The 18,617-nt window shown below is 67.5% G+C and carries 21 protein-coding genes and 2 tRNA genes; 6 read left to right on the top strand and 17 right to left on the bottom strand.

Translation table 11 applies throughout. The features are described from left to right. Positions 1 to 47 precede the first annotated feature (47 nt). Positions 48 to 119: transfer RNA gene (locus AC13HU_RS10045), tRNA-Arg, on the top strand. Positions 120 to 340: 221 nt separating this feature from the next. On the opposite strand, the gene AC13HU_RS10050 is transcribed toward AC13HU_RS10045, so the two are convergent. The 8 genes from AC13HU_RS10050 to AC13HU_RS10085 all read right to left on the bottom strand — a co-directional run bounded on the left by AC13HU_RS10050 (position 341) and on the right by AC13HU_RS10085 (position 6,266). Further along, positions 341 to 799 carry a DUF2199 domain-containing protein gene (locus tag AC13HU_RS10050; RefSeq protein ID WP_328474516.1) on the bottom strand — a complete coding sequence of 153 codons (459 nt, stop codon included), beginning with the start codon at positions 797 to 799 and terminating at the stop codon, positions 341 to 343. A 174-nt stretch (positions 800 to 973) separates the two neighbouring features. Further along, entirely contained in the window at positions 974 to 2,362 is a 1,389-nt protein-coding gene (locus AC13HU_RS10055; protein WP_328469588.1) for a tyrosine-type recombinase/integrase, read from the bottom strand. Further along, positions 2,359 to 2,562 carry a helix-turn-helix transcriptional regulator gene (locus tag AC13HU_RS10060; RefSeq protein WP_328469586.1) on the bottom strand — a complete coding sequence of 68 codons (204 nt, stop codon included), beginning with the start codon at positions 2,560 to 2,562 and terminating at the stop codon, positions 2,359 to 2,361. The genes AC13HU_RS10055 and AC13HU_RS10060 overlap by 4 nt, the downstream gene beginning before the upstream one ends. Continuing rightward, positions 2,549 to 3,907 carry a replication initiator gene (locus AC13HU_RS10065; RefSeq protein WP_483041441.1) on the bottom strand — a complete coding sequence of 453 codons (1,359 nt, stop codon included), beginning with the start codon at positions 3,905 to 3,907 and terminating at the stop codon, positions 2,549 to 2,551. The genes AC13HU_RS10060 and AC13HU_RS10065 overlap by 14 nt, the downstream gene beginning before the upstream one ends. Continuing rightward, positions 3,904 to 4,152: a hypothetical protein gene (locus AC13HU_RS10070; RefSeq protein WP_328469582.1), complete on the bottom strand. Its 249-nt coding sequence runs from the start codon at positions 4,150 to 4,152 to the stop codon at positions 3,904 to 3,906. The genes AC13HU_RS10065 and AC13HU_RS10070 overlap by 4 nt, the downstream gene beginning before the upstream one ends. A 158-nt stretch (positions 4,153 to 4,310) precedes the next feature. Beyond that, complete coding sequence (locus AC13HU_RS10075; protein WP_328469579.1) at positions 4,311 to 4,505, bottom strand: hypothetical protein; 195 nt, start codon at positions 4,503 to 4,505, stop codon at positions 4,311 to 4,313. A gap of 13 nt (positions 4,506 to 4,518) precedes the next feature. Beyond that, positions 4,519 to 5,922 (bottom strand): FtsK/SpoIIIE domain-containing protein, encoded by a 1,404-nt coding sequence (locus AC13HU_RS10080; RefSeq protein ID WP_483041442.1) that lies wholly within the window; start codon positions 5,920 to 5,922, stop codon positions 4,519 to 4,521. Next, positions 5,919 to 6,266 (bottom strand): SCO3933 family regulatory protein, encoded by a 348-nt coding sequence (locus AC13HU_RS10085; RefSeq protein WP_328469577.1) that lies wholly within the window; start codon positions 6,264 to 6,266, stop codon positions 5,919 to 5,921. The genes AC13HU_RS10080 and AC13HU_RS10085 overlap by 4 nt, the downstream gene beginning before the upstream one ends. Before the next feature lie 199 nt (positions 6,267 to 6,465). Between AC13HU_RS10085 and AC13HU_RS10090 the strand changes: the two genes are divergently transcribed. Beyond that, positions 6,466 to 7,203, top strand: coding sequence for a GntR family transcriptional regulator (locus AC13HU_RS10090; protein WP_483041443.1), 738 nt, complete (start codon positions 6,466 to 6,468; stop codon positions 7,201 to 7,203). 419 nt (positions 7,204 to 7,622) lie between these two features. On the opposite strand, the gene AC13HU_RS10095 is transcribed toward AC13HU_RS10090, so the two are convergent. Then, positions 7,623 to 7,790: a hypothetical protein gene (locus tag AC13HU_RS10095; protein ID WP_483041444.1), complete on the bottom strand. Its 168-nt coding sequence runs from the start codon at positions 7,788 to 7,790 to the stop codon at positions 7,623 to 7,625. A gap of 277 nt (positions 7,791 to 8,067) precedes the next feature. Here AC13HU_RS10095 and AC13HU_RS10100 point away from each other — a divergent pair, with 277 nt between their 5' ends. Further along, positions 8,068 to 8,568 (top strand): hypothetical protein, encoded by a 501-nt coding sequence (locus tag AC13HU_RS10100; RefSeq protein WP_483041445.1) that lies wholly within the window; start codon positions 8,068 to 8,070, stop codon positions 8,566 to 8,568. A gap of 251 nt (positions 8,569 to 8,819) precedes the next feature. On the opposite strand, the gene AC13HU_RS10105 is transcribed toward AC13HU_RS10100, so the two are convergent. The 5 genes from AC13HU_RS10105 to AC13HU_RS10125 form a co-directional block, all read right to left on the bottom strand. Beyond that, complete coding sequence (locus tag AC13HU_RS10105) at positions 8,820 to 9,251, bottom strand: hypothetical protein (protein WP_483041446.1); 432 nt, start codon at positions 9,249 to 9,251, stop codon at positions 8,820 to 8,822. A 153-nt stretch (positions 9,252 to 9,404) separates the two neighbouring features. Continuing rightward, the gene (locus AC13HU_RS10110; RefSeq protein ID WP_483041447.1) at positions 9,405 to 10,037 is read right to left on the bottom strand and encodes a hypothetical protein; all 633 of its coding nucleotides are present in this window, start codon (positions 10,035 to 10,037) and stop codon (positions 9,405 to 9,407) included. A gap of 117 nt (positions 10,038 to 10,154) precedes the next feature. Next, positions 10,155 to 10,493 (bottom strand): hypothetical protein, encoded by a 339-nt coding sequence (locus tag AC13HU_RS10115; RefSeq protein WP_483041448.1) that lies wholly within the window; start codon positions 10,491 to 10,493, stop codon positions 10,155 to 10,157. Then, positions 10,490 to 10,765 (bottom strand): hypothetical protein, encoded by a 276-nt coding sequence (locus AC13HU_RS10120; RefSeq protein WP_483041449.1) that lies wholly within the window; start codon positions 10,763 to 10,765, stop codon positions 10,490 to 10,492. Before AC13HU_RS10120 ends, AC13HU_RS10115 begins: the two co-directional genes overlap by 4 nt. Next, positions 10,752 to 11,270 (bottom strand): bifunctional DNA primase/polymerase, encoded by a 519-nt coding sequence (locus AC13HU_RS10125; RefSeq protein ID WP_483041450.1) that lies wholly within the window; start codon positions 11,268 to 11,270, stop codon positions 10,752 to 10,754. The genes AC13HU_RS10120 and AC13HU_RS10125 overlap by 14 nt, the downstream gene beginning before the upstream one ends. 269 nt (positions 11,271 to 11,539) lie before the next feature. On the opposite strand from AC13HU_RS10125, the gene AC13HU_RS10130 reads away from it, so the two are divergent. Further along, the gene (locus tag AC13HU_RS10130) at positions 11,540 to 12,907 is read left to right on the top strand and encodes an NsdA family TPR-like regulatory protein (protein ID WP_483041453.1); all 1,368 of its coding nucleotides are present in this window, start codon (positions 11,540 to 11,542) and stop codon (positions 12,905 to 12,907) included. A gap of 10 nt (positions 12,908 to 12,917) precedes the next feature. On the opposite strand, the gene AC13HU_RS10135 is transcribed toward AC13HU_RS10130, so the two are convergent. Beyond that, positions 12,918 to 13,865 (bottom strand): phosphotransferase family protein, encoded by a 948-nt coding sequence (locus tag AC13HU_RS10135; RefSeq protein WP_483041451.1) that lies wholly within the window; start codon positions 13,863 to 13,865, stop codon positions 12,918 to 12,920. Between the two features lie 353 nt (positions 13,866 to 14,218). Between AC13HU_RS10135 and AC13HU_RS10140 the strand changes: the two genes are divergently transcribed. Together AC13HU_RS10140 and AC13HU_RS10145 are read left to right on the top strand one after the other, a co-directional pair. After that, complete coding sequence (locus AC13HU_RS10140; RefSeq protein WP_483041452.1) at positions 14,219 to 15,463, top strand: type II toxin-antitoxin system death-on-curing family toxin; 1,245 nt, start codon at positions 14,219 to 14,221, stop codon at positions 15,461 to 15,463. A gap of 136 nt (positions 15,464 to 15,599) precedes the next feature. Next, positions 15,600 to 15,681 (top strand) — tRNA-OTHER (locus AC13HU_RS10145). A gap of 530 nt (positions 15,682 to 16,211) precedes the next feature. Here the strand turns inward: AC13HU_RS10145 and AC13HU_RS10150 are convergent. Then, entirely contained in the window at positions 16,212 to 16,952 is a 741-nt protein-coding gene (locus AC13HU_RS10150; protein WP_483041454.1) for a recombinase family protein, read from the bottom strand. A 453-nt stretch (positions 16,953 to 17,405) separates the two neighbouring features. Next, entirely contained in the window at positions 17,406 to 17,798 is a 393-nt protein-coding gene (locus tag AC13HU_RS10155; RefSeq protein WP_483041455.1) for an ATP-binding protein, read from the bottom strand. Between the last annotated feature and the right edge of the window lie 819 nt (positions 17,799 to 18,617).

Below are 18,617 nucleotides of genomic sequence, written 5' to 3' on the forward strand. Positions count from 1 at the left end.
ACCCCGTACACGTCCACCCTCCCCAACCTGCTAATGTTCTTCCCGTCGCCCCCGTAGCTCAGGGGATAGAGCAACGGCCTCCGGAGCCGTGTGCGCAGGTTCGAATCCTGCCGGGGGCACTTCGCAGGAAGTGCCGAAAGACCCCGCCACCAGCCTCGTTGCTGGGTGCGGGGTCTTTGTACGTGTGCGGGTGGATGCGGCTGGGGGCAACCGTCTGACGGTGATCACGTTGTAATAGCGTGTTGATCTTCGGGTACTTCGTAACGGGTTGGAGAGCGTTTCACGGGTCTCCGACGCCCGCACGTGGCGCCGGAAACCACGTCGCCCACGAGGCGATGAATCAGTGGCGGACGCCCGGGTGGAGAGCGATCTCCGCGATCTCCCGCACGCGGTCCATGGTGACACCGGTGCGCTGTTCGACTGCCAAGGGGTGGTCCGTCGGCTCCAGCTCGATGAAGGGACGCTGACCGACAGGACGAGTGTGGGCGTTCGTCTTCAGATCGAGGGTGCTGGGCGAGTACAGGCTCAGCTCAGTAGTCAGCCAGCCGAAGTACGGCTTCTCTGCTTCGCGGCCGGGCGTGTTCCACCTTTCCACCGCACGGGCGTAGTTGTCTCGACTCAGAGAAACCCAGACGCCCCAAGAGAAGGACTTGTCCCCACCGAGGACCGGTATCTCGACCAAGCCCTTGATGAAGAAGTGCTGGCCCTTGATGACGCACTGCTCGGAGGAGAGCATGCTGTCCGGATCGTCCGCGAAACTCTGATGCCACACATCAGGAGCCACGGTCGAGTAGTTCATCGGAAGCTCCGTGTGGAACTCCCCACAACACGAGCAGGTGAAGCCGAGATCGTTCGCCATGGCCGGAGCCTAACCAGGCGGCCTCCAGACGTGATCGTCGGCCCACACGAGGAAAGACCGGAGCCCCGGACCAAAGGCGGTCCAGGGCTCTCGTTCGTTGGTCAACTCGTCGTATCAGTGGGCCAGGCCGTCCGCCTCCCCTAGCCCCTGCATGATCCGGTCGTTCATCTCGGCCTCCTGGCCGTCAATGCACTTGGCGTAGATCCTGAGGAGCACGTCCACCGAGTGGCCAGCCCGCGCTGCGACCTCTGGCGCTGGCACTCCCGAGTTGAGCCACTGGGAGACGCCCGCGTGACGGAGGTCGTACGGGCGAGCCGCCATGACCGATGCTGCCTGGCTCGGGGTGAAAGCCAGCTCCCGGGCCTGCTTCCAGGCTCGGGAGTACGAGGACGCCGCCACCACGTTGCCGTACTCGCTCTGGAAGAGCCGACCGTCATCCGCCGTACCGAACTCCTCCACGTGGTCCCGGAGCAGGACCACCAGCGGAGGCGGAATCGGGACGACGCGCGCCTCCCCCTTCTCCCGCTGTTTCAGGCCGCGGCGGTCGTGTGCCTCGCCCGAATCCGTCCACGCCTTACCCGCCGTGGGCCGGGTCTCCGTCAACTCGATGCGGCCCCAACCCGTTCGCGGAAGAGTGCAGTCCGAGCGGCGGAGTCCCAGCGCCTCCCCCGGGCGCATGGCCGCGTAGTACAGGCAGCCGAAGAACGCCCGGAGCCGACGCCCGCTGGCCCGGTCGTAGCGACCCACGTAAGTCACGGCGGTGAGGAGTTCGCGGGCCTGGCGCGGGTTGACCACGACCCGACGGTCCACCTCCTGGACCGCTCGCTTCCCGCGCTTACGACGAACCCGGGTGAGGGGGTTGGACGGCAGCACCTCCAATTCGACCGCGTACTCCAGCGCGTTGAAGACGACCGCCCGGCGACGACGGTACGTCTGCGTAGCCGCCGGCTGACCGTCCAGCTTCCGCCCGAGCGCATCGATCAATTCGTGCACCCGCGACAGCTCTCCCAGTTCGGCCACCGGTAACGACGCCTTTTCGATCCAGGCGACGGCCGCCACGATCTCCGTCGGCCGCTCCCGCTTGCGCCGCGGCGGAGGCAGCACGTACGAGCGCAGCGCTCGACGCAGCACCTCAGGCGACGGGCGGCCACGCGTCGCCTTGACCGGGACGGGCACAACCACGGCCAGGGCGTCGGTCATGCTGTCCCGGTGCTTGGCCGACGCGTCCGCCCAACGGTGGTCCAGGTAGCGCAAGACCAGATCGAGGAACGACAGCGCAGCCTTGCCACCTCGCAGCGAATCCGGCAGTCCAGAGACTGTGTCGAACGGCTCGCCCTTCTCCACCGCCCGCAGCAGCTTCGACCGGAAGCGGTCCGCGAGCGCCTTCGTCTTGTGTGACTCGCTGAACGTCTGGCCGCCCACCACCCAGCGCACGATGTAGGTCAGCCGCTTCGTGGTCTTGTTCTCGCTGATCTTCCAGACGGAGACCTTGTACGACTTCACGCGGCTCCCTCCGCCCGGTCCTCCAGCCACGCGTTCAGCACCGTCCGCCGGACCCGCAGCTCTCCGTTCGGCAGTCGGATGCAGCTCGGAGCGAGGCCCAACTCCCGCCAGCGGTAGAACGTTCGCCGGGAGACGCCGCCCAACTCGTCCAGCACCTCCCGGACGGTCAGCAGGTCGGCTCTCCGCTCACGCGCCACCATCCCGGCCACCTCCTGCCCGTACAGAGGCGGCGAGGAGAGCCGCCTCCGGCGAGTAGCCGCGGCCGGCGTAGCGCCAGTTCCCGACCGTGGCGGTAGAGCGATCCCCGAGGCCGAGCCCGACGCGCTGTTCCTCCGCCCGATGGTCGGCGCGGGCAGCCCGCAGCGCCGTGAGGGTGGTCGAGTAGCGGCGGGACTTGGTGGAGAAGTGGCCGCCGTACCCGAGCATGTGGGCCCAGCGGCGCAGGCCGAGCGGTTCGAAGTCGGGCAGGCCGCCGAGCCACCAGCACGTAGCCACAGCTCGGAGGACGTGTCGCCGTACCGGCAGGAGAACCAACTCCCGGGCATTGCGGATACGTCCGTCGACCGCGCCGGCAGCCTCCGCACCTTTGGTCGCGTACTTGGCGATGTAGCCCGCCACAGCGGCCGAAGTGAGCTGCCCGGCGCCGAACTCCGCGATCGGTCGCACGTCGACCTGAGCCCCGAACCGCAGGGTCCGCCGCCCGACGACCGGTGCACCGGGAGCAACCAGCCGAACCCGACCGACCGCAGCCGACACGGCGTCGGCGAGGAGTTCGGTGGTCGCCCAACCGGGCGGAGCCGACTCGGAACCGTCCGGGCCGTCGAGTCGGATCACAGCGTGGAAGTGGACGAGGCCACGCCGCTGGTACTCCGCGACCTTCGCGTACGACAGCCGGACCGACTCCGCCAACCGCGCACGGTCGACGCCGACCCGTCGAGCGATCTCTCGACGCAACTCCAGGACGAAGCGATGCCAGAGCCGACCGGCGAACGCCTGCCAGAGCACGGCGCCGGCGTAGTCGTAGCAGCGCGGGCACAGCGCCTCCCCGAGCCGCGGATCATCGGCCGTGTGCCGTACCGGGCAGCCGACCGCCGTCCCGTGCGGGCAGCGCTCCCCCGACCGACGCGGTCGGCAGACCCGTACCCGACCCTCCCGCTCTCGCCGCGTGTGGACGGCCCCGAACCCGGGAGCGGTCAGCGTTGCGAACACCCGCGGGTGCCCGCCGATCGAAACGGGAGCCGACTTGCCGCCGACGAGCCCGGTCCGGATCAGGTGGTACGTGTCGGCCCGGTAGATACGCGCGCAGGTCGGGCAGACGCTCGCCCGCCTGTTACCGCACGCGACCAGTAGCCGGCCGCCGTAAGTGCCGGAGTCGTACGACCTCAGCACCTCGCCGGTCGCGGAGTCGACGAGAACCGCGGACCCGACCAGGTGAATCGGGTTGGTGCACCCGTCGAGACGCAGGACGTTGCGGCGCCAGGCGTCGAAGTCCGGGGCGGCGGCCCGGGTGAGGAGGGCTGCCACGCTCGCGGGGGTGGCGTTCATCGGCGACCACCCCCGAACGCCTGCCACATCACGGCCGCTATGGCCTCCGTGCGGGACTTGGCGCTGAACCTCAGGGTCGGATCGGTGAGCCACAGCGCGGCGGCGTGCGCGGGGCAGAGCCGACGTTCGAAGCCGTCCAGGCCGATGAGGACGACCTGTTCGCGGCCGTCGCACGTCGGGCGGTCCGGATCTCGCAACTCGCAGTCAGGCGGGCGCGATTTGCGCGGGCGATTGGCGGTGGACACAGTGTGAGTGCTCCTTTCACTGCTCATGTGGCGGTGGGAGTGGGTTCCTGGCGGGGTCGGGTTTGGCGACTTCGCGCCCCGCCGGGAGTCCTTTGCGCCTGAGAGCGCACGGGTGGATCTGGGCATGGCTGTCCCCTTCGACGTGCGGGGATGGTTGATCAGAAGTGCAGTTGGCCGAGGAATGTGCTCACGCCGGTGAGTACGGACTGCACGAGCGGTGCGGCGCCGGTCGCGGCGAGCAGGAAGCCGAACGTTCCGCTGAGCAGGACGTCGGGCAGCCGCAGGTATCGGATGCGGACGAGGAACCAGATCAGGAGGCCGAGCAGGACGACGGCCGAGGCGGTCACGATCACGGCGGGTCCCCGGTCACTTCTCGGTGTCGAGGTCGAGGCGTTCGATCACCGCGACGGCGGTCGGTCCGGGCTTGGCACTGTCGGGACCGTTCACCGCGGCGCGTAGTTCGGGCAGTTGCGGCGTGAGGTGGGCGTGGGCGGCCGCGGTCGTTTCGGCGTCCGTCTCAGACACCAGGAGCGAGCGAGCCCGCTCCCAACCGTCGCCGGATGCGAGGACGGCAGTGCCGGCCTGATCGGGACGGATCGCCTGTGCCGCCTTGAGGGCGTCCGGGTTGAGGTCCCCGAGGGCCATCTCTGCCGTGCCGGGGTCGGCGACCCGATGGCAGACCCGGCCACCGAGCTGGGCACGGAGCGCGGTGACTCCCGGCCCGAGGTCGGAGCCGACACGCTGGCCCGCGACCACGAGGAACACCCCGAGGGCCGCACCGAGTTGAGCCAGGCGGATGAGCGCCGTACCGGCCGCGTGCGCCTCGTCCTTCTCGCTGCGGTTGGCGACGAGGAACAGCTCCGCCAACTCGTCGACGATCACGACCACGGGCACCGGCTGTTCGCCGGTCGGCAGGCCCCACACATTCCTCACGCGAGCGGAACGGCACAGCTCCATACGGTCGAGCGTGAGGTCCACCAGCGCCGCCAGGAGTCGTACGGCCTGTGCGCGGTTGGTAGCCAGCGCGGACAACCTCGACTCGTAGAGGGACAGTTCCATGCCGCCCTTGCAGTCGATCCCCACGAGGGCGACCAGTTGCCGAGCGAGTCCCGCCACAAGAGCATTGATCAGGGTGGACTTGCCGGAACGGGTGGCACCGACGATCAGCCAGTGCGGTATCTGGCGCAGGTCGACCACCCACGCGACCCCACTCTCCAGGACGCCGACAGCGACGCTGAGCAGTCGCCCGCTGTCCCGCTGGGCCAGGACCCGCGGCATGGTGAGCGGATCGGCTACCGAGGCGGCAAGCCGTACGTAACCGGGGCGCCACGACGTGACCCGCACTCCGTGCACCTGCCACGCCTCTGCCATCGCAGGTGCGGCCTTGACGAAATCCGCCGGCACTTGGCCGGGCAGGAGGCGTACGACGAGCCGGAAGCCGCCACGTGTCGGTCGAATCGGTCCCCGGCGCGGTACTCGGGGTTGCGGCGGGGGTGCCCCGTTCCCGACGAGCCCGGACACGACGGTCAACGCGGCCTTACGGCTCACCGCCAGACCGCAGCCGGCCATGAGCGGCCGCCACGTTCGGGTCACCCGCACGCAGGTGAGGGGGAAGCCGACTGCCAGCCACCAGGCGGTGGGGTAGCGACGCCGCAGGATCGGGGCGGCCACCACGGCGCCAGCGACAAGGGCGAGGAACAGGACGAACAGCAGGCCGGGAGTCTTCGAGGACGACGCCGTGCCAGCAGAGGCAGCAGCTAAGAGAGTCACTGTGCGGCCCCCTTCCCGCTGGTAGCCGTGGCGGCGAGCGGTCGGATCTCGGAAGCGCGGAAGGCGATGCCGTGCCGCCCCTCGTTCTCCCACGGGGTGGCCACGAGGTCCCGCACCTGCACGGGCATCCCGAGCTGCACGCCGGACGGCTCGCCGACCACGCTGACGTTCACCACGTCGGCCCCTCCCCCGGACATCAGGCACAGCCCGACCTGGAAGACGGTGCGCCCGGTGTCCCGGTCCACGCGAAGCTGTCCGGTCTCCCGGTTGGCGACACGCGGAGCCGGGGGCACCGCGCAGATGATCGCCGTGAACTTGGCGGTGTCGATCGGAAGTGTTGCCACGGTTCTGAACTCCCCTGAGGTCATGGGCAGGAGAGGACTCCTCGCCCTGATTGACAACCCGTAGTACGGGTGAGAGTCCAGAGTGCGACCCGTAGTACGGGTTGTCAAGTGATTGACGATGCGAGAGGCTGTCCAAGCAGATGGGCAGGCTGCCTATCTGCTTGGACGAGCAGGAGCCCACGAGGCCACCGGAGGCCCGATGCCAGCGGAGAACACGCAGCCCAAGTACCGGCAGATCGCCGACTACCTGCGACGCGGCATCCTGGACGGCACGTACCCGGCCGGCCAGCCGCTCCCCTCCGAGGAAGCCCTAGCGAAGCAGTTCGGCGTCACGCGCCCGACGGTCCGTCAGGGGCTCACGGAGCTCCGCGCATCGGGCCTGGTCGAGGTCATCATGGGCCGAGGAACCTTCGCCCGCTCCCCCCACAGCCGCCCGAGCATGACCCGTCCCCGAGGCGTCCGGCGTAAGAGGAGCGGCGGTTACGCCGAGGCGGACGAGATCCAGTGGACAGAAGCCGAAGAGGCCATCGCCACTCGCACAGACGCCCCGCTCGCCCTGGCCGATCTCCTTCGCGTCCCGCCGGGCGAACCGCTCTACACCTACGACGTGTTGCAGACCGCGGGCCCGACCTTCCGCCAGCTCCACCGCACCTACGTGCCGTTCTCCATCCTGATCGGCACCAAGTACGAGGAAGAAGCTCCCCCGCCGGCCCCGGAGCTCTACTCTGCCCTGGCCGACTTGGGCCACGAACTCCACTTCACGGAGTACCTACGCCCCCGCATGCCCCTCCCCGACCAGGCCGCCACTCTCCGCCTCCCCGAAGGCGTCCCCATCCTGACCATCCTCCGCGTCACAGCGAACGAGCACGACAAGCCCCTCGCCTTGGAGGAGTTCCAACTCCCCGGCGACGACCTGGAGCTGTCCTACCCCCTCTGACCGCGGCCCACGGTCCAAACTTTCTCTACGTCTTCAAGGCTCCCGGCCGCGCCCGCTCCTGTCTCCGCCCCGCTGGCGCTGCCGTCGCCGCGCGCGCCCGCGATGGGTTGGCCGGCGGCATGAGTGGAGAACCTGACAGCCCAAAGCGAGGGTCAAGACGATGCCTCCGGCGGGGGCGCTCCGGCTCCGGGATGGCCCCACCCGTTGGCGACCGCGGGTTCGTCGTGGGAGGGGCGCGGGATCTCCCATCCCACCTGCTATCGACCCGGGCAAGCCGAGCAGTCGCGGCCCAGGGCGTCAAGGTCGTTCGTACAGTGGCGCGCTCCACCTTGACGCCCTGAACCACGCCCGCTCCACAGGAGTGCGGGCCGACGGCAGACGGGATGGGAGAAGAGCTAGTGGGTTGAGGTGACTGTCAGCTACACCTGCCGACGAAAGGCCACCACGGTCAGAGCAAGCGCCGCGGGTGTGCCCAGCACAGGCCAGAAGAGCACGGAAACGAACACCGCCGATGCGACTACTGCAAGAGACAGATGCCGGACGTTGCGCTGAGTGAAGCGACCGAAGCGATGGAAACGATCGAGCATCCTGGCGCACCACCGCCGTATGCTGAGAACGGGCATAGGACCTCCTAGGTCTGAGCTCTTTCACCACTGACGGCTTCCTGTTGGCGCAGGGAGCCGTCACTTTTGTGGCCAGCTCCGCCGTCGGAACTAATACTGACGCACACCTATGACCAGTAAGCGTTTTCTGCGGTGTATACCGTCCACGCAAGGTGGACGGACGAGCCCATGAGCTGGGGAAAATTCATTGATCAATAAGGCGCCTAAGTACACCTTCGACCCTGATCGACCATGGCCGTGGGTGTCGTACGACGATCCCGCCTTCCCGCTGGAGCCGTGGGAGGTCATGAACGACGAAGACCTCGCCGACGCTGCGGTCCGCTTCGCGATCTTCTACCTTCGAGGCTCGGTGCAGAGCATGACGACACTTCGTGCCACGGCCTTGATCGAAGAGGCAGCTAAGCGCGTGACGGCGGATGTAGTAGCTGAAGCGCGTACACAGCGTTACTCCTGGGGTCGCATCGCGACCGCGTTCGGCGTTGGTAGAACGGCAGTCCAGAAGCGATTTGGGAAGTGGCCGACACCGGAACGCGCGCAGATGCTTGAAGATCAGTACGAGAGGATGGGGTGGTACCTGGAGAGCGCTGACCTCAACCCCGGTGAGCACGAAGATGAGGATGAGGTGCGCGAGACGCGCAGCCGCACCATTCGTCGTAGACGCGGACACGTGATCGATCCCCTTGATCGATTCCATAAGACCGTGCCAACGCTGAGGCGAGGTGATCGAGGAGCGCCCTCGTAAGTCGGGGATCGGCCCAGTTGCCCGCCACCCCTAGGCGATACAGCAGTGGAGTACCGCAACCACAGCGACCACGACCGCCTGATGCTGGCTCTCGGAAGCCATGCAACAACGTGTATGACCGCTGTTGACCGTTCCGGCTAGAGCTACGGATCAGAAGGTAACGAAAAGCCATGGAGGCCGAGGCGTAGGGATGCACGGGGTGTGGCCCCGACCGCTGGTCTCGGTCGGGGCCACACCTCTGCCGGTTACCCCTACTTGCGGAGTTGCAGCGCGCTGAAGACGACGCGCACGTCTTCGACGCGGCGGTCTTCCAAGACCTCTTGGACGAAGCGGTCGTGGCCGATGCGGTTCAGGACGCTCGTGGCCGCGCGGGGGTCCTGGAGGCCGGCGAGACGTCGAGGGTGGGCCGGGGCGTCCGGACCCCGGTAGTCGAGGGTCAGGGAGCCGGCGAGGACGGCGTCGGTGACGGCCAAGACGACCTGGAGGAAGTGGTCGTAGAGACCGGCCGTGAGGTCGATGCCGGAGTCGTCGCCGAGCCACGCCGCGAGGAGCGGTTCGAGGTAGACGTCCCTCGCGCCGACATCAAGAGGGGCGCAAGTGGTGACGAATGCGCCGAAGCTGTCGCGGGCTTGCTGGACATGGCCGTCGCTCCAGGGGGCGAGGTGATGCTGTTCTGTGGGCATGCGGGGTTCCCGGAGGGTATGAGGTGTCGGTTGGTCTGGGATGGCGAGTGGTGCGGTGGGGCACGTGCGTTCGCTGGTCTCGCCGCCCCCGGGCCGGGCTGCGGCGCTGGGGCGCCGGTCCCGCCCCGGGGCGGCGAACACGTTCGGTGAGGGTCAGCCAGGGCTCACAGCCGACCTCTCGACCCCGGCCGCCGCAAGCTCCGCTTCCAGGTCGACGAACGTGCAACCGCGCAGTTCCATCGCCATCTGCGACGCCAGCACCCACGGCATCAGTACGTCGCCCCAGGGCAACAACACCTGCCGCACTGGCAGCGGTCCGGCAGATCCCGCTTCGTAGAGGGCGCCAAGCACGCCGCCGGGTCGAGGAGCCTTGACGCGGACCGCGACGTGACCGCCGCGCCGCAGGTACGGGCACATGCGCACTGACAGCGCGGCGCACGGCAGACACACCGGCGGGTGGGTAGAGCCCATCTCCTCGGGCCAGCCCGGCCAGTCGTCGCGGTCGTCGCCGAGGAGCCACAGCACGCCGTCGACGTTGCGGTCGGCGGGGCCGGCGCAGACCTGGCACAGAAGCCTGCGCATGGTGCGACGCTGTCGGGCAGCGTGGACCGCACCGAACGACGGGCGGCCGTGCCCGGGACGCAGAATGCTCCGTTGCCACAGGACTCCGTGCCGATCACGGTCGTGCGGTGTCTCGTCGGCGTAGGCGATGCCACGTCCAAGCGCACGGGCGACGATACGGGCGGCGGGCCCGCGTTCGGCTGTCCAGGAGGCGATGTAGGGCACGGTGAGCTGGCTCGGCGGATCGGCGGCCGAGCGCGAGCGTTCCCTGCGTACCGGTGGTGAGGTGTGGGGCATGAGGTGGCAAGTCCCTCGGGGTTGTAGGTCAACGGCCGGTCGTGGTCAGTGAGTTCGGCTGGCCGGGGAGAACGGGACCGGGTGAGGACCGCGGTTCGTCCCGCGGTTGTGTTGCCGGGTCATCTCGGCCGCCAGGCCGGCGGCGACGAGGCGCGCCAACTCCCGGCACACGTCGGGGCGTACAGATCCGACGCGGACGACGCCCTGTCCGATGACGTTGACGTCGGCTTTGAGACCGGGCACGTCGGGCGCGAGGTCGGCGCAGGCCAGTTGACGGGCAAGGGCTTCCGCGGAGCGGCGGGCGTCGGACCAGCCGCGTACGCACGGGATGCCCGGCGCGAGGGTTTCGGCGGATCGGGCGCATACGCCAGCCGGGTCGGTCATGTCGTCGGCTCCCCTTCCTGACGTATGGTGGCTGCCAGCCCGAGACGAAGCAGTTCCGCGACGCGTTCGGCGGTATGCGGGGCGATACGGCCGAGCTCGACGTAGCCGAGGCCGAAGGCGTTCATGTCGGCCCGCAGGTACGGGAACTCGCGGTGCAGTCCGGCCGCGGTGAGCACGTCGCGGAGCGCGGTAGTGGCGTCGCGGGCTGCGTACCACTCGGCGGTGTCCACCGATGACCACTCGCTCGGCCCGCACCCGTCATCCGGCGTCATCAAGGCGCACCTCCCCGAAATGCGCGGCACGCGCGATGAGATCGGCAGAAGCGGCGAGCATCACGGCGACGGCCCGCGTGCGTTCCGCGCTGGGACCGAACTCGTCCGCCGGAGCGGACAGCCACTCGTAGCGGTCGCCAATGAGGGTGAACGGGCCCGGGACCACGACGACGCAGCCGGCTCCGAGGTGGCGGTAGTCAGGAGGGATCGAGGTCTGCTCGGCGAGCACGCGAGCGAACAGATCACGAGAGCCCGGCCGCAGCATGAATCCGACCTGTCGCGCCGCCCAATCGGCGAGAACGGGCCCGCCGGGCAGCGCCCGGCGCCGGAGTTGGTCGAACGTCTCCAACCCGAGTTCCTCCCCGACAACCAGCACGTCGAAGTGCGTTCCGGTCGGCAGGGGGTACGGCGTGCGCGGGTTGTCGCGCCACATGTCGCGGCAGTCGTCACGGTCCTGCGCGGCAGCCACGAGCCAGCGCAGCCCCGCCCGATTCACCCGGTGCATGGCGTGCCTCCCTTCCAGTGGCCGGCGGGACAACTCGCCCGCCGTGCAACCAGCGTCGGCGCAGGAGGGGTGCACGGGGCAGATGACGGCCGGTGACAGGGGATGACGCGCGAAGGGGTTCCGCGTCATCCCCCGTCACCCACAGGACCGCGATTTTTGAGGCGTTGAGGGCCACACGCATCACGCGGACACGTACGGTGGTGATTCGACTACGTGTTCAGGTGGTGTGGGGAGGCGGCGCGGTGGAAGGCGCACCCGCTGAGATCGGCATGCGAGTCAAGGCCGCCCGCACGCAGCGCGGTTGGAGCCAGGCACGGTTGGTAGGCGAGCTACGCCGCCACGCGACGGCCGGCGGCCAAGCGCTCCCTTCCGACGCGAGTGTGAAGCGACGGATCGCGAGCTGGGAGAACGGGCACAGCGTGCCCGAGGGCTTCTACGGCGCGCTACTTGCCGCAGCTCTCGAACTCGGCGTGGAGGAAATGGGATTGCCACAGCAGGGCAGCCAGGATGCCGCGCTGCTCGACGTGCGTTATCCGCCCTCGCCCGACGCCGCGATCAACGCTGTCAGCCACCTGTGGCGAGCCGATCTCCACGGGTACGAGCCCTTGCTCGACTCGCCTCCGTCCGAACCGGCGTGGAGCGAAGCCTCCTTACGATGGCTGGTCGCGCCCGAGCCCGCGCCCCTGTCCGCCGGCCAGGCGTCGAGCGCACCCCGCATCGGGCTCACGGACGTCGCGGTGATCAAGTCGACGGGTGACGCGTTCGCCCGGCTGGACGACCAGTTCGGCGGCGAACACGCGCGGCACGCGGTGATCCAGTACCTCAGCCGCGATGTGGCACCGCTCCTGCGCGGTCACTATAACGACGCCACCGGTCGTGCCCTGTTCTCGACCGTCGCCGAACTCACCCTGCTCGCCGGGTGGATGTCCTACGACGCGTGCCACCACGGCCTGGCACAGCGGTACTTCCTCCAAGCGCTCCGCTTCGCCCAGGACAGCGGCGAGCGGCGTCTCGCCGGTAGCGTGCTGTCCGCGATGAGCCACCAGGCCACTTTCCTCGGGCAGTTCACGCAGGCGGCCACCCTCGCCCGCGCGGCACGAATGGGGATCTCCGGAGTGGCGACGCCGACGCTCATGGCGCAGTTCCACGCGATGGAGGCGCGAGCGCTGGCCCGTACCGGTGACCGCAAGGCGTGCGAGCAGGCACTCGCCGAGTCGGCACGGCACCTGGAGCGACGGCATGAGGGCGACGAGCCCGAGTGGATCACCTACTTCGACGAGGCCGAACTCGCCGCCGAGGCCGCGCACTGCTTCCGCGACGTGAACCGCGCGCGACAAGCCGTCGAGCATGCGGGCAACGCGATGAGCGGTACCCACGTGCGTTCGGACTTCTTCGCGACCATGGTGCTCGCCGACGCCCACCTGCGGGCCGGCGACCTGGAGGAGGCGTGCCGGGTGGCCCTGGACGCTCTCGATCTCGGGGAGCAGCTTCGCTCGGCCAGGTGCGTCAGCTATCTGAGCGAGTTCCGCGCGGCCCTGGCCCCGCACGCTGGTTCCGCCGCCGTACGGGACCTGGCTGCACAGGCCGCGGAGCACCGGATCTGGCGGGTGGCCGCCGGTCCCGGGCATGACGCGTAGGAACGCGTAGTCAGAACGGTCGCCAAAGGCGTCGGTCGCCGTTTGTACGGATGGTTTCGACGCGGCGAGCGAACTCCTCGGACGCCTTCGGCTCTGCCGCCGCCTTGCCGCCCAGCCACAGCGTCATCATCAACTCGCGGAGGTTCGCGAGCACTTGGTAGCCGGGCCAGTTCATGATGTCGAAGCCGTAGTGGTGGACGAACGACTCATACTCGGCGTGGGTGTGCCATCCGAACCGGTCGTAGAACAGCGCGGTCTGGATCAGGTCCCACTCGCGCGGGGCCAGCGCGAAGCCGTCGAGGTCGATCAACACGGCGTGGCCGGCGCGGTCCCGCAGGACGTTGCCGATGTTCGCGTCGCCGTGGATCAGGCCGAAGGGGAGTACGAAGTCGAGCCGGGCGTACGCCTGCGCCAGTTGGGCGGTGCGGTCGGCCAGAAAAGCGGTGTCCTCCGGGTCGACGCCCGCACCGAGTTGCCGCACCGACGCCTGTACCTTCGCCACCGGATCGAAGTACGGCAAGCCCAGCGACTCCGGCTCCTCCAACCAGTGCAACCGCTTCAGCAGATCCGCCAACTCCGGCAGCGTCGCGTACTCCTCCTCGTCCTGAACACTCTCCCAGAACGTCGCCACCCGGCCGCCCACGACGAGGGGTTGCCGGGCGACCCCCGGGAGCAAGCGGTTCGCGGGGACCTCCTCCTCGGCCAGCCACCGCGCCACCCCCACGGCCCGCTCCATCTCCGGCAGCGCATCCGGGTCAGCGGCAATCCGCACGATCACCGGGCAGCCGGCCAGCGCGAACACGGCGTTGGACCCCAGCCGCACCAACTTCGCCCCAGCCGCGTCGAGCCCCGCCTCGCCACACGCCTGGCGCAGCACCTCCGCGGCAACCTCCTCGGTGAACCCCTCACCCGCGTCGCCGCCACCCGCCATGTCCGCCCCTTGACCACCGCTCGCCATGCCCCGACCCTACGGCGAGCACGGAGTGGTCCACACGCCGTTCGCTGCGGACAGCTCGGAACCGCCGCTGCCACGCACCCAGCGCTCTCCGTGCTCATACTGCTTCTTTCACCGCCGTGCGTGCCCGAGCAACGCGCCCTGATCCGCTTGGTGAGACTTGATCATTTTCCTTCTGAGTAGGAGCGTCTGTCCGCCGTGGCAAATTCATACCAATTAGTCGCCAGAATCGGTTCCACTCGATCTCACTGAAGGGACGGCTGGGAATCCGTGATGCCCATGTGTTGCAGGCATACCGCTCTGATAGAAGTGACACACCAAAGTCTTCCCTACACACTTCCGATCAAGCCAAAGTCGTGCTATTACCTTTGAAGCGTTCTATTCGCGGAGCCTGGGAGTCTAAATTGCCAAAGCCCAAAACTATCAGAGAAGTCGCCGATGAAGCTGGCCTCGATTACGACCTAGCTCTTGTAACTCTTTGGGACGCAGGTTATGAAGCCTTAGTTGATATCGACGATACAATACCCGCACGCCATATAACTGGCATCTACTCAACCCTCGGCGCTTCGCCTGCGAAGAAGATGCAACTCTTGACCTACTGGGCTGACGCCTGGCGGATTACCCTACCGGAGACTCGCGAACGTCTGCACAAATACGGAATTCCAGTCGCCCGCGACGCCCGCACGCTACCCAAGGGCGCACTTAAAAAACTAAGGAGATCAGGCGCCCTCCCTCCGATCAACACACCGCCCGACCATAGATCAGACAGGCGACAAGAGGAGCCGAAGTTCAATTGGTTGGCCATAGGCCGTACACGCGATACTGAACTGCTCTCTGCTACGGACATTCGCAACATCCACAACGCCCTCACAGAAGATTTTCAGGATTCGAAGGACCCGATTGATCCTCCTGGAGTACGCGACGATAACCTCCTGGAATCCGCCGCTTTTCGCCCGAGCACGGCACTCGGAAACGAAAGAAAATACCCCACCGTTGAGCTCGCAAGCTCGGCTCTACTGCATTCCATTATCCACAACCACCCATTTTACAATGGAAATAAGCGTACAGCTCTCGTCTCAACTCTTGCGCTACTAGATAGAAACAATGTGCTTCTCACATGCACAGAGAGTGAACTATTCAAGCTGGTCCTCAAGATCGCCCAGCATCGTCTTATACCAACGGAATGGGGTTCGTCGTCCGATCGAGAAGTTCAAGAGATTGCCAGATGGCTTCTAAAAAATAGCCGACAAATACAGCATGGCGACCGCCTACTTAAATGGCGCGAACTCCGTCGCATTCTCTCGCGCTTCGACTGCCAAGTTAGCTCACCACTTCCTGGAAATAAGATAAAGGTGCAACGTATAGTTTCAACGAAGGGGAGATTCGGTCTTCAAAAATCTAAAACATACGGTACCACCGTTGGATACCGCAGCGACGGCCACGAGGTAGACGGGACCCTTCTGAAACATCTACGAAAGGAGCTTAATCTCAACGACGAGCACGGCGTCGACTCTGCGTACTTCTATGGGACCGATCCGCGCGAACCAGACGAATTCATTAATCAATATCGCACTCTGCTGAAGCGGCTAGCAAAGTTGTAGTAGTGCGACAGCGGGGCCAGCGGTCGCTAGTGCCATGGCGCAGGACATCAACGCTTGCCGAGTGCCGATAGGAGGGGCCGCCCACGTCGTAGGGACGTAATGATCACGTCCAGTCCCTCCATCCGGAGCCGCTCCCGCCCAGCTCAGCGCCCCGCAGAGAGCAACGGCCTACCCAGCCTCCGGAGCCGTGTGCGCAGGTTCGAATCCTGCCGGGGGCACAACCGGATTGAGGCTCTGACCAGCGGAAACGCCGGTCAGAGCCTTTCTTGCGCCTGCCACAACGCACACGGTCTTCTGACCGTTGCTCATTTCGGCGCGAGAACCCTACAAACCAGCACTGCGCACACTCGGTACGGCCAGCGCCGCAGGTCAAGCGGCCAGTCGTCGAGCGACGACCGCCTCCCCCTTCGCCGAGGGCACCCCGCGGTCCTGATTCGCCGCCGACCGCGTTCCGCACAGGCAACTCTGCGACCAGCGACGAATGCCGCAAACGCACACGGTCACGAGGGACGTTGCTCCTAGAGAATGGGCTTCGCGCAGGTCGCAATTTGTAGGATCTCCACAGTCGCCTTTCGTGCATCCTCCTAGCACGCAGAACACTGCAACGGACGTCGAGCGGGACCGATCTACCCTGTCGGCCGAGCGCTCAGCCGCCGTACGCTGCGCCGTGTGGATGAGCGAGACAGCTCTGTTCCCCCGAAGCTACCGAGAAGCGACGGTAGCTCTCTGTAATCAGAGTGATGCTCGGTCAGGAGGGCGAGGCGGGGCCAGGGACTTCGCCGACCTGGAGGGCGGCGAAGTCGGCGTGGGCCTGTTCGACGGCTTCGGGATACACCTCGCGCCTGGCGTACTCGGCGAGCGCCCAGTAGACGCTGGCGACGGAGGGGTTCTGTCCCTTGCGCTTGCCGGTGGGGATGAACAGGCCGGGCTGGATCCGCTCGACGGACTCGCCGCTCGCGCGGCGGCGGAGCACGGTGTGGAGCATGTCGTCGGTGATGACCGGGGGCCGGCCACCGTGCTTGCCTTTGCGGGCCGCGGTTTCGAGCCCCTCCAGCGTCGACTCGCGGATGTTCTCCCTCTCGGTCTCCGCCATCGCCACAAAGAACGCGAACAGCAGCTTGCCCGGACCGGTGGGGTCGTAGATGCCGGAAAGGGGCCCGGCGAGCATCTCCAGGACCAGGCAGTTGGCGGCGAGGTGGCCGGCGAGCGCGGTGAGTTCGGCGGCGTCGCGGCCGAGTCGCTTCATCTCGTACACGGTGAAGATGACCCGGCAGTGCGGGGCGTGCACCTTGACCTCCCGCGCCGTGCGGAGCGCCTCCTCGAACCGGGGGCGGACTCGCACCCGGGTGCTGATCTTCTCGCTGAAGATCTTGCCTCTCGGGATGCCGTGCTTGCTGAGCGTGTCGAGCCGGGAGTCGAGTTCCTGGCCGAGGGTCGAGCAGCGGGCGTATCCGATGCGGATGTCCGCGCTCGGCAGGTCCGGGTCGATCGGCGCCGACGGCGAGGTGCCCGGTCGCCACGGCCGGGGTGGGCACCCGCAGCGTCTTCTTCAGTCGGGGCGCCATGGTGAAGCGGCGGGTGTGGTAAGCGGAGGCGACCGCGCCGCCGCGCGAGCGGCACGGCGAGCCGGCCGTGCGTCACACTTCGGACAGGCGTGCTGCTCGACGTCGTCGGCGTCCGACGGGTCGAGCGGGGAGGGCTGCTGAGGGCCCGTCATGGACCCGGATTTTCGCACAATGCAAGTCTCACAAGGGAGTCAGTCCCGCTTTCGAGTGAGAACGGGTTCTGATAACGAATCCGGGTTCGGCGGGGGTCTGGCGACCTGCGATTGATCTTGCTCGCGCAAGGGACCGTCTGCGAGAAGCGATCCGACTGCCAGGTGAGGGTGATCGGGGCAGGGCCCCGGCTCCCGGTGGGCGCAGTCGGCGCCGCTGCCTTGGCGCTACCGGGTGAGAAGTGCGCTGACGGTCTTGCCGCCGGCCGCATGGCTGGTGAAGGCGGTGACGCGGGCGAGGCGGTTGACCATGGGCCAGCCGAAGCCTCCGGTGGCGCCGTTCAGGTCGGGCGTGCGCAGGCGTGGCGCCTGCGGGCTGGGGTCGTCGACGGCCACCTCGATGAGGTCGGGGTCGGCGGTCAGGCGGAGGGTGTAGGTGCCGCCGCCGTGGCGTAGAGCGTTGGTGACGAGTTCGGAGACGACCAAGACGATGGTGTCGGCCGTTTCCGGGTCGACGGCGGGCTGGCGGAGGGCTTCGAGGACGGCCCGGGTGGTCTCGCGCGCGTGGGCGACGGCGGTCGCCGGGGGGCTGGTCGCGGCGTCGACGCGCATCGTGTCCATCAGGTCACCCCTGGTCTTGCTTGTCAACGCCCGATCCTGCCTACCCGACCCGTGTGCCCCACCCTGCGCCTCCTAACCCGGCAGGGAGGCCCGATTACCTCGCCACCGGGCACGCGAAAATCTGTGACGGCCGGAGTAGACATTGGGCGGTGGTGTGGTTATGCTTTCTCTTGTAGCCGAGATCAGCAAGGCCCGGCAGAGACGAACTGCCGGGCAGCAGTACCCGCAAGTGCAGGACGCAGGACGGTGCGGTGGTGGAGTTCCGAAGCCAGAGCGGTTGCCTGACGGCGACGGAACTGACGACCGGACCGGGTGGCCCGCAGTGATCAGGGGCCGCCATGAGCAGTAACGCAGTCGCAGTTCAGTGAGTGCAGTTCGCAGTACCCAGCAGTGAAGTCAAGTGAGCAGCACCTCGGTAAAGGCGTCGGCTGCGGGCGCGCGTACCGGGAAGTTCGGCAGTGGGGTTCTAAGCCAGAGCAGACGCAAGACAGGCGACGGGGCTGGCTGCCGAAGAGTGGCGCTTACTCAAGGCCACGAGCAGTTCGCATCACCGGAAGTACCCGCAGTGTGCAGTGCCCGATTGGTAGGTAATTCATCCAGAGGGAAAGAACGGAGGAGCCGACGCGCCATCAGGATCGCCCGGGCGGAGTCTTGAGCCCGGGTACCGCAGGACATCGATAGTGAGGTGGTCTCCGGTCAAGCAACCGCGATCCCCGCACACGCCGCCTCCCCCCCCGCGGCGGTGCGGACACAGTAGGTCGGCGCAGTACTAGGGCCGACAGATGGTGTTGCAGTTTCCTTCGGGGCCCTGGTGCCAGT

The organism is Streptomyces sp. NH27 (assembly GCF_056859195.1).

Bases quoted from the DNA above. Each gene is read 5' to 3' on its own strand.
- AC13HU_RS10125 (WP_483041450.1), bottom strand. From the start codon at position 11,270: ATGCACCGGGTGAATCGGGCGGGGCTGCGCTGGCTCGTGGCTGCCGCG.
- AC13HU_RS10050 (WP_328474516.1), bottom strand. From the start codon at position 799: ATGAACTACTCGACCGTGGCTCCTGATGTGTGGCATCAGAGTTTCGCG.
- AC13HU_RS10105 (WP_483041446.1), bottom strand. From the start codon at position 9,251: ATGCCCACAGAACAGCATCACCTCGCCCCCTGGAGCGACGGCCATGTC.
- AC13HU_RS10155 (WP_483041455.1), bottom strand. From the start codon at position 17,798: ATGGACACGATGCGCGTCGACGCCGCGACCAGCCCCCCGGCGACCGCC.
- AC13HU_RS10115 (WP_483041448.1), bottom strand. From the start codon at position 10,493: ATGACCGACCCGGCTGGCGTATGCGCCCGATCCGCCGAAACCCTCGCG.
- AC13HU_RS10130 (WP_483041453.1), top strand. From the start codon at position 11,540: ATGCGAGTCAAGGCCGCCCGCACGCAGCGCGGTTGGAGCCAGGCACGG.
- AC13HU_RS10135 (WP_483041451.1), bottom strand. From the start codon at position 13,865: ATGGCGAGCGGTGGTCAAGGGGCGGACATGGCGGGTGGCGGCGACGCG.
- AC13HU_RS10060 (WP_328469586.1), bottom strand. From the start codon at position 2,562: ATGGTGGCGCGTGAGCGGAGAGCCGACCTGCTGACCGTCCGGGAGGTG.
- AC13HU_RS10120 (WP_483041449.1), bottom strand. From the start codon at position 10,765: ATGACGCCGGATGACGGGTGCGGGCCGAGCGAGTGGTCATCGGTGGAC.
- AC13HU_RS10090 (WP_483041443.1), top strand. From the start codon at position 6,466: ATGCCAGCGGAGAACACGCAGCCCAAGTACCGGCAGATCGCCGACTAC.
- AC13HU_RS10065 (WP_483041441.1), bottom strand. From the start codon at position 3,907: ATGAACGCCACCCCCGCGAGCGTGGCAGCCCTCCTCACCCGGGCCGCC.
- AC13HU_RS10095 (WP_483041444.1), bottom strand. From the start codon at position 7,790: ATGCTCGATCGTTTCCATCGCTTCGGTCGCTTCACTCAGCGCAACGTC.